At 71.9% G+C, this 6,419-nt stretch carries 7 protein-coding genes; all 7 read left to right on the top strand.

The features are described 5' to 3' along the window. Nucleotides 1-69 precede the first annotated feature (69 nt). The 7 genes from AB0M35_RS16850 to AB0M35_RS16880 all read left to right on the top strand — a co-directional run bounded on the left by AB0M35_RS16850 (nt 70) and on the right by AB0M35_RS16880 (nt 6,258). A complete protein-coding gene (locus AB0M35_RS16850; RefSeq protein ID WP_363746180.1) occupies nt 70-450 on the top strand; it encodes a hypothetical protein in 381 nt (126 codons plus the stop codon). A gap of 27 nt (nt 451-477) precedes the next feature. Further along, the gene (locus AB0M35_RS16855; protein WP_363746181.1) at nt 478-864 is read left to right on the top strand and encodes a hypothetical protein; all 387 of its coding nucleotides are present in this window, start codon (nt 478-480) and stop codon (nt 862-864) included. 98 nt (nt 865-962) lie between these two features. Next, nucleotides 963-2,621, top strand: a complete 1,659-nt coding sequence (locus AB0M35_RS16860; protein ID WP_363746228.1) for a bifunctional 3'-5' exonuclease/DNA polymerase — start codon at nt 963-965, stop codon at nt 2,619-2,621. Between the two features lie 92 nt (nt 2,622-2,713). Continuing rightward, nucleotides 2,714-3,820 (top strand): hypothetical protein, encoded by a 1,107-nt coding sequence (locus AB0M35_RS16865; protein WP_363746182.1) that lies wholly within the window; start codon nt 2,714-2,716, stop codon nt 3,818-3,820. Between the two features lie 112 nt (nt 3,821-3,932). Continuing rightward, nucleotides 3,933-4,430, top strand: a complete 498-nt coding sequence (locus AB0M35_RS16870; protein ID WP_363746184.1) for a SigE family RNA polymerase sigma factor — start codon at nt 3,933-3,935, stop codon at nt 4,428-4,430. Beyond that, on the top strand, nt 4,427-5,470 hold the full coding sequence (locus AB0M35_RS16875; RefSeq protein ID WP_363746185.1) for a hypothetical protein: 1,044 nt from the start codon (nt 4,427-4,429) through the stop codon (nt 5,468-5,470). Before AB0M35_RS16870 ends, AB0M35_RS16875 begins: the two co-directional genes overlap by 4 nt. Before the next feature lie 194 nt (nt 5,471-5,664). Then, nucleotides 5,665-6,258, top strand: coding sequence for a nucleotidyltransferase family protein (locus AB0M35_RS16880; protein WP_363746186.1), 594 nt, complete (start codon nt 5,665-5,667; stop codon nt 6,256-6,258). Nucleotides 6,259-6,419: the final 161 nt, after the last annotated feature.

Here is a 6,419-nt window from a genome sequence, read left to right on the forward strand (position 1 = left end):
GACTCGTCAATATCTTAACGAGTAAGTTCGACGGGCATCGATACTTGTCTCACGGAAAGCAGGTGAAGCATGTTGAAGTCCTTCGCTGTCGCCGCAGCCGTCGCAGGCGTGCTGGTCGCCGCCCCGCCCGCCTCGGCGGCAACCGCCGAGTCGGGGTGGGGAAGATATCTGCCCGGAAACTGCCTGCCGGGCACGTTCTGCGGCTGGCCCAACTGGGACCACCCGCCGGAGGGCCCCACCGCGACTCCGTCCCTGGTGACCACCACCGACTGGTCCGGCAGCGTCACAGTGTTCAACTTCTACAACTACACCTCCCGCAACGTCGACATCGACTGGTTCCTGCCGGGGACGTCCTACGCCGGCACCTTCTGCGCCACCCCTGGCGACGCGGACCTGTACGTGCCGATGACCGTGACGAAGGTCGTCTTCCACACGCGCAACTGCCGGTGAATCCCCACCACGACAAGTAGGTGACTCGTGCTGAAGAACATGCTGAAGTCTCTCGCTGTCGCCGCGGCCGTCGCAGGTGTGCTGGCCACCGCCCCTCCCGCTGCGGCGGCCCCGGCCGGGTCGTCAGACGGATACTGGCCGGCGGGCAACTGCCCCCAGGGGGTGTTCTGCGTCTGGCCTGAATGGGATCCGTACACGACGCCGACCCTGGTGACCAGCACCAACTGGTCCGGGGAGGTCCTGGGAGGGTGGTACTACAACGGCACCTCCCGCAACGTCGACGTCACCTTCCGCTGGAGGCATGACTCGCCGTGGGGCCCCTTCACCCACTGCCTCACCCCCGGCAACGGGTGGGACACGTACTGGCCCGGGGTCGTGACGAAGGTGGAGTTCCACACGCGCAACTGCTTGTGATCTTCGCTCGGCCCATCCCGTAGCACCGCCCGGACCCACCGAGGCGCCCTGAGCGTGTCGGTGGGTACGGGCAGGATGGGGGTGTGCTGGTCGCGGTGGTGGCGGGGGAGGGCGGTGCGGGCGTGCTGTGCCCGCTGCGCCCGGACGGGCAGTGCGCCGGTCCGCCCGAGCCCGTCACCGACCTCGCCGCCGCCGTCGCCGCGCGGGAGGCCGCAGACCGGCCCCGCTGGGTCTGGGCCTGCGGCGCGACGCTCTACCCCACGCTGCTGCGCGCCGGGGTCCGGGTCGAGCGCTGTCACGACGTCGAGCTGACCGAGTCGCTGCTGCTCGGCCACGCCGGCCGCTGGGGCGAGCCGCGTTCGCCGGCGGCGGCCTGGGCACGACTCACCGGCACACCGGTGCCGCCCGATCCGCCGCTGCGCCCGGCCGCGCCGCCGGGCGACGGCCAGGGCGCGCTGTTCGACGCGCCGTCCGGCCCGCCCGGTCCGGGCCTGGCGGCGTTGACCGGTGTGTACGCCGACCAGCTCGCTCGGATCGCCGCCACCGCGCACCCCGGCCGGTTCCGGTTGCTGGTGGCCGCCGAGTCGGCCGGCGCGCTGATCGCGGCGGAGATGGGGGCGGCGGGCCTGCCCTGGCGGGTCGACGTGCACGACACGATCCTCACCGAGCTGCTCGGCGAGCCGTCCCCGGTGGGCGGGCCACCGCGCCGACTCGCCGACCTGGCCGCCCGGATCGCCGACGCGTTCGGCGTACGCCAGTTGCATGCCGATTCCCCGGCCGAGCTGCTGCGGGCCTTCGCCCGCGCTGGCATCGACCTGCCCAACACCCGATCCTGGGTGCTGCGCGGGGTCGACCATCCGGCGGTGCCACTGGTCCTGGAATACAAGGAGCTCTACCGGATCTGGACGGCGCACGGCTGGGCCTGGCGGGACGCCTGGGTCCGCGACGGCCGCTTCCGCCCCGAGTACGTCCCCGGCGGGGTGGTGTCGGGCCGGTGGGCCACCCGGGGTGGTGGCGCGTTGCAGATCCCGAAAGTCATCCGCCGGGCGGCGATGGCCGACCCGGGCTGGCGGTTCGTGGTGGCCGACGCGGGCCAACTGGAGCCCCGGGTGCTCGCCGCGGTCTCCGGTGACGCCCGGCTCGCCGCTGCGGGTGCGACCGGGGATCTCTACCAGGCCCTGGCGCAGGACGCGTTCGGCGGCGACCGGGGCCGGGCCAAGCTCGCCCTGCTCGGCGCGATGTACGGGCAGACCGGCGGCGAGGCGGTACCGGCACTTGCGGTGCTGCGACGCAGCTATCCCACGGCGTTCGGTTACGTCGAGGCGGCGGCGCGTACCGGTGAGGCGGGCGGGTTGGTGCGCTCGTGGCTGGGGCGTACCTGTCCGCCTGGCACGGCGGGTTTCGCCCCCGACGAGGGGGTGGATCCGGATGCGGCCGGCGACCCGCAGTCGCCCCGGGCCCGGGCGGCGCGGTCGCGGGGCCGGTTCACCCGCAACTTCGTCATCCAGGCCACCGCCGCCGAGTGGGCCTCGACGCTGCTGGCGGTGCTCCGCGGCGAGCTGGCCGGCACCGCAGCCGAGCTGGTCTTCTTCCAGCACGACGAGGTGATCGTGCACTGCCCGGCCGAGCAGGCCGAGCGGGTCGCCGAGGCGGTGGCCCTGGCCGGGCGGCGGGCCACCGCGTTGCTGTTCGGTGACACCCCGGTGCGCTTCCCGCTCGACCTGTCGATCGTCGAGTGCTACGGCGACGCGGCCTGAGCGACCCGACGCACCAACGCTTTGCGTGTTGTTCATGTCCGGCTGCCAACCTGACCACTGCGATCGACGTGGTGAAGTTCCCGGGAGGCGGCATGGCCAGACGCGTGTACCTGCACATCGGTGCGCCGAAGACCGGCAGCACCTATGTGCAGAACGTGCTCTGGAGCAACCGCGACCGGTTGGCGCAGACGGGCATCCTGTTGCCGGGCAGCGCGGTCGCGCAGGACCAGGCGATGGCCGACCTGCGGGCCGCGACGTGGCGGGACGCCGAGGTGTACTGGACCTGGGACCGGCTGGCCGCCAAGGCCCGCGAGTGGTCCGGCGACGTGATCATCAGTAACGAGGGGTTGGGCGCGGCCACCGGCGAGCAGGCGGCTCGGGCGGTGGCGAGTCTCGGCGCGGGCGAGATCCACGTCATCGTGATGGGCCGTGACCTGTGGCGTACCTTCCCGTCGTTCTGGCAGCAGAGCGTGCGGGCCCGCAGCGGGTGGCGTTTCGAGGAGTTCCTGCGGGCGGTCGAAGAGGGCCGGTGCGAGGTCTTCTGGGAGAACCACACGGCGGTGCGGATGCTGCGCCGCTGGGGCGACCTGGTGCCCGCGCGGCACCGGCATCTGGTGACGGTGCCGGGCCCGGGTGCCCCGCAGGAGGTGCTGTGGCAGCGTTTCGCCGGCATCATCGGCATCGGCGACGGGCGGTGCGAGCTGACCGCGCCCGCCGCGAACCCGTCGCTGGGCGCCACCGAGATCGAACTGCTCCGGCTGGTCAACCAGAAGCTCGGCGACCGCTACCCACTGCGTACGCCCTACCGCCGGGTGGTGCACCGCCACCTGGTCGACGCGGTGCTCAAGCAGCGGGCCGACCAGCAGCGCTTCGGCATCGGTCTGGATCGGGCCGGCTGGATGCTGGACATGGCCGAAGCGCAGATCAAGGAACTCCGCGACTACCCGTGCCAGATCGTCGGCGACCTGGACGAACTACGGCCGACGAAGCTCACTCCCGCCGGCACCCCGGATGCCGTCGACGACGGCCATCTGCTCGACGTCGCCATCGAGACGATCGTCGACCTGCTCGGCCACGCACAGACCCTCGACGAGCGGGCGGACCAGCAGCCCGACGACGTCCTCTCCCGGCTGAAGAACCGGGCGACCGGCGGCGTGAAGCGCCGGCTGCGGCGCGTCATCCGCCGCGACGGGCGGTAGCTCCCGGGCGCTGCGGGGTCCGGGTGGTGAACCGGATCACTGCGCAAGGCAACCTTTCTCGGGCGCGGCCGGTACTACCCGGTGAGGCGTCTTGCGGGAAGGGCGGGCACGGGTGAACACACCGGAGGGTTTCGACGACTTCGTCGCGACCCGGTCATCGCGGTTGCTGCGTACCGCCTTCCTGCTCACTCGGGACTGGACGCTGGCCGAGGACCTGTTGCAGACCGCGCTGGCGCGGGCCTGGGAGGCATGGCGGCGCATCGACGGCGACCCCGAGCCGTACGTGCGCCGGATCATCGTCAACACGTACGCCTCCTGGTGGCGACGGCGGTGGCGCGGAGAGCTACCCACCGCCGAGCTTCCCGAGGTGAGTGTGGCGGCGGATCCGCAGACCGGCTTCGACGACCGCGACCAGCTGTGGCGCGCCCTGGGGCGGCTGCCGCGCCGACAGCGGGCCGTGCTCGTGCTGCGCTATTTCGAGGAGTTGTCCGAACACGAGGTCGCCGAGACGCTCGGCTGCTCGGTCGGCACGGTCAAGAGCCAGGCCAGCCGGGCGCTGGCCAAGCTGCGACTGGACGAGACGCTGGCTCCGGAAGGGATGCCGCGATGAACCTGACCGATCTCACGCAGGTGCTCGACGAGCGCTCCCACGCTGCGATCGAGCAGGCCACGCACCGGGCCCGACTGCACGGCGTACGCCTCAAGGTGCGCGCGCGTCGTCGGCGGCGGATCGCGGCCTGGGCCACCACCGGGGTCGCCGTGGCGGCGGCCGTGACCTTCGTCCTCCCCGGAGTGCGTCCGGACCTGACACCCACTCCTGCGGTCAGTCCGTCGTCGACCCCGACCATCGAGGGGTTCCCGGAGTACGCGAACGGGGCCCGCGTGGTGGCCGCCCGCAGTGTCCCGCTGTCGACGCGTCAGGTCGAGGTGACAGTGGTGCCGACCACGCTCGACCTGGTCATCTTCACCCGCTGCGACGGCGTCGACGAGGACATCACGGTGGAGCGGACGGTACGCGTCGACGGCCGGCTCGTCACCGACGGAAGGTGCCACGACGGCAGCCTGCGCCCGGCCGACTGGGCGGGCCTGGGCGTCACGGTCGGCCAACCGGCCACCGTCGTGCTGACCATCACCGGTGCCTACCGGGCCGGCGACGCGGGCGAAATGGCGGTGCCGGTCCCCGAGCGCGGGGAAATCGGGATCGCCATCGGCGAGCGGATGCCGTTCGACCGTTTTCCGTTGCCGCCCCGGCCGGCGGGCACCCTCACCCCGCTGACCCAGACGGATCTGCCGGCGGGATGCAGCGAGGCGCTGTGCCAGAACGCCATCATCCTCCGATCAGATCCCCAGGACCCGACCCGCCCGGTGAGCAGGGAGCTGACGTGGCCGACGCTGACGTCGATCGACATGGTGTCCCAGACGCCCGGTCTGCTGCGCGTACGGGTCGCCGGTGTGCAGGTCGCCGTCGGCGAGTGGTGGGACTACCAGGCGACCGGCACTGGGACGTACGGCGACACCGACGGCCAGTGGAAGAGTGACTTCGACCTCGACCTGCACCGCGGTGACCGGGTACGGATCGAGGTGGTACCCGAGCACGTCACCGGTGCCTGGCAGGTCGTCCTGATTACGGCGGTCGGCGACGGCGGATAGCGACAACGCCGACCACGGTCGGTCCGCCAATCTCGTGGGTAGCAGATAATTGGCGAAGGATACCCAAATTATACGATTTGCCCCGCCACCCTTCTTTGGCGCCAGTCGTTGCAATCGGTGTGCGCAGGAAGGGGACGGCCAGGGCCAGGCCGCCCCACGTGGGAGGGAGCCCGGCTCTGAACCGGATCGCAGGAATGATCATCGCCGCGGGGGGTGGTCGCCGCATCGGCGGCCCGGAAGCCCTGCTGCACCAGGACGGCAAGCCCCTGGTCGACCAGATGATCGACACGCTGACCGAGGCGGGATGCGGGCCCATCGTGGTCGTTCTCGGTGCCGCGGCCGACCAGGTGCGCGAGACCGCTGACCTGGACCGGGTCACGGTGGTGGTCAACCGCGCGTGGGGCACCGGGGTGGGTTCCTCGATCCGCGCCGGCCTGGCCGGGCTCGACGACGAGCGGATCGAGGCAGTGGTGGTGGTGCCGGTCGACATGCCCGGACTGACCGCCGCCGCGGTGCGCCGGGTGACCGCGCTGCCCTTCCCCGACGTGCTGGTCTGCGCCACCTACAACGGCCTGCGCGGCTACCCGATGCTGTTCGGTCGCCGCCACTGGGCCGGCATCGCCACCCTGGCCAGCGCCGACGTCGGCGCCCGCCCCTACCTGCTGGCCCACAAGGACCAGATCGTCGACATCGCCTGCGACACCGTCGCCGACGGCAGCCGCGTAGACACCCCCGAACTCATGGCCCTCTACGGCCTCTCCGTCCCCGAACAACGCATCCCCGCCTAGCCCGCCTAGCCCGCCCCCGCCCCCACCCCCACCCCCACCCCGCTCCCGCCCCGCCCGCCCCAGCGCCGTCGACGCTTCTATAGGTGGGCCGGTTCCGGGAGGAGTTGGTGTCGGTAGGGTTCGACGTCGGTGAGCTACGAGTGACTCATGCAAGATCTGGC

Origin of the sequence: Micromonospora sp. NPDC051196 (assembly GCF_040682415.1) — a bacterium.
Taxonomy (GTDB): domain Bacteria; phylum Actinomycetota; class Actinomycetes; order Mycobacteriales; family Micromonosporaceae; genus Micromonospora.

Coding starts and splice junctions, on each gene's coding strand:
- AB0M35_RS16850 (WP_363746180.1), top strand. CDS start 70: ATGTTGAAGTCCTTCGCTGTCGCCGCAGCCGTCGCAGGCGTGCTGGTC.
- AB0M35_RS16875 (WP_363746185.1), top strand. CDS start 4,427: ATGAACCTGACCGATCTCACGCAGGTGCTCGACGAGCGCTCCCACGCT.
- AB0M35_RS16880 (WP_363746186.1), top strand. CDS start 5,665: ATGATCATCGCCGCGGGGGGTGGTCGCCGCATCGGCGGCCCGGAAGCC.
- AB0M35_RS16865 (WP_363746182.1), top strand. CDS start 2,714: ATGGCCAGACGCGTGTACCTGCACATCGGTGCGCCGAAGACCGGCAGC.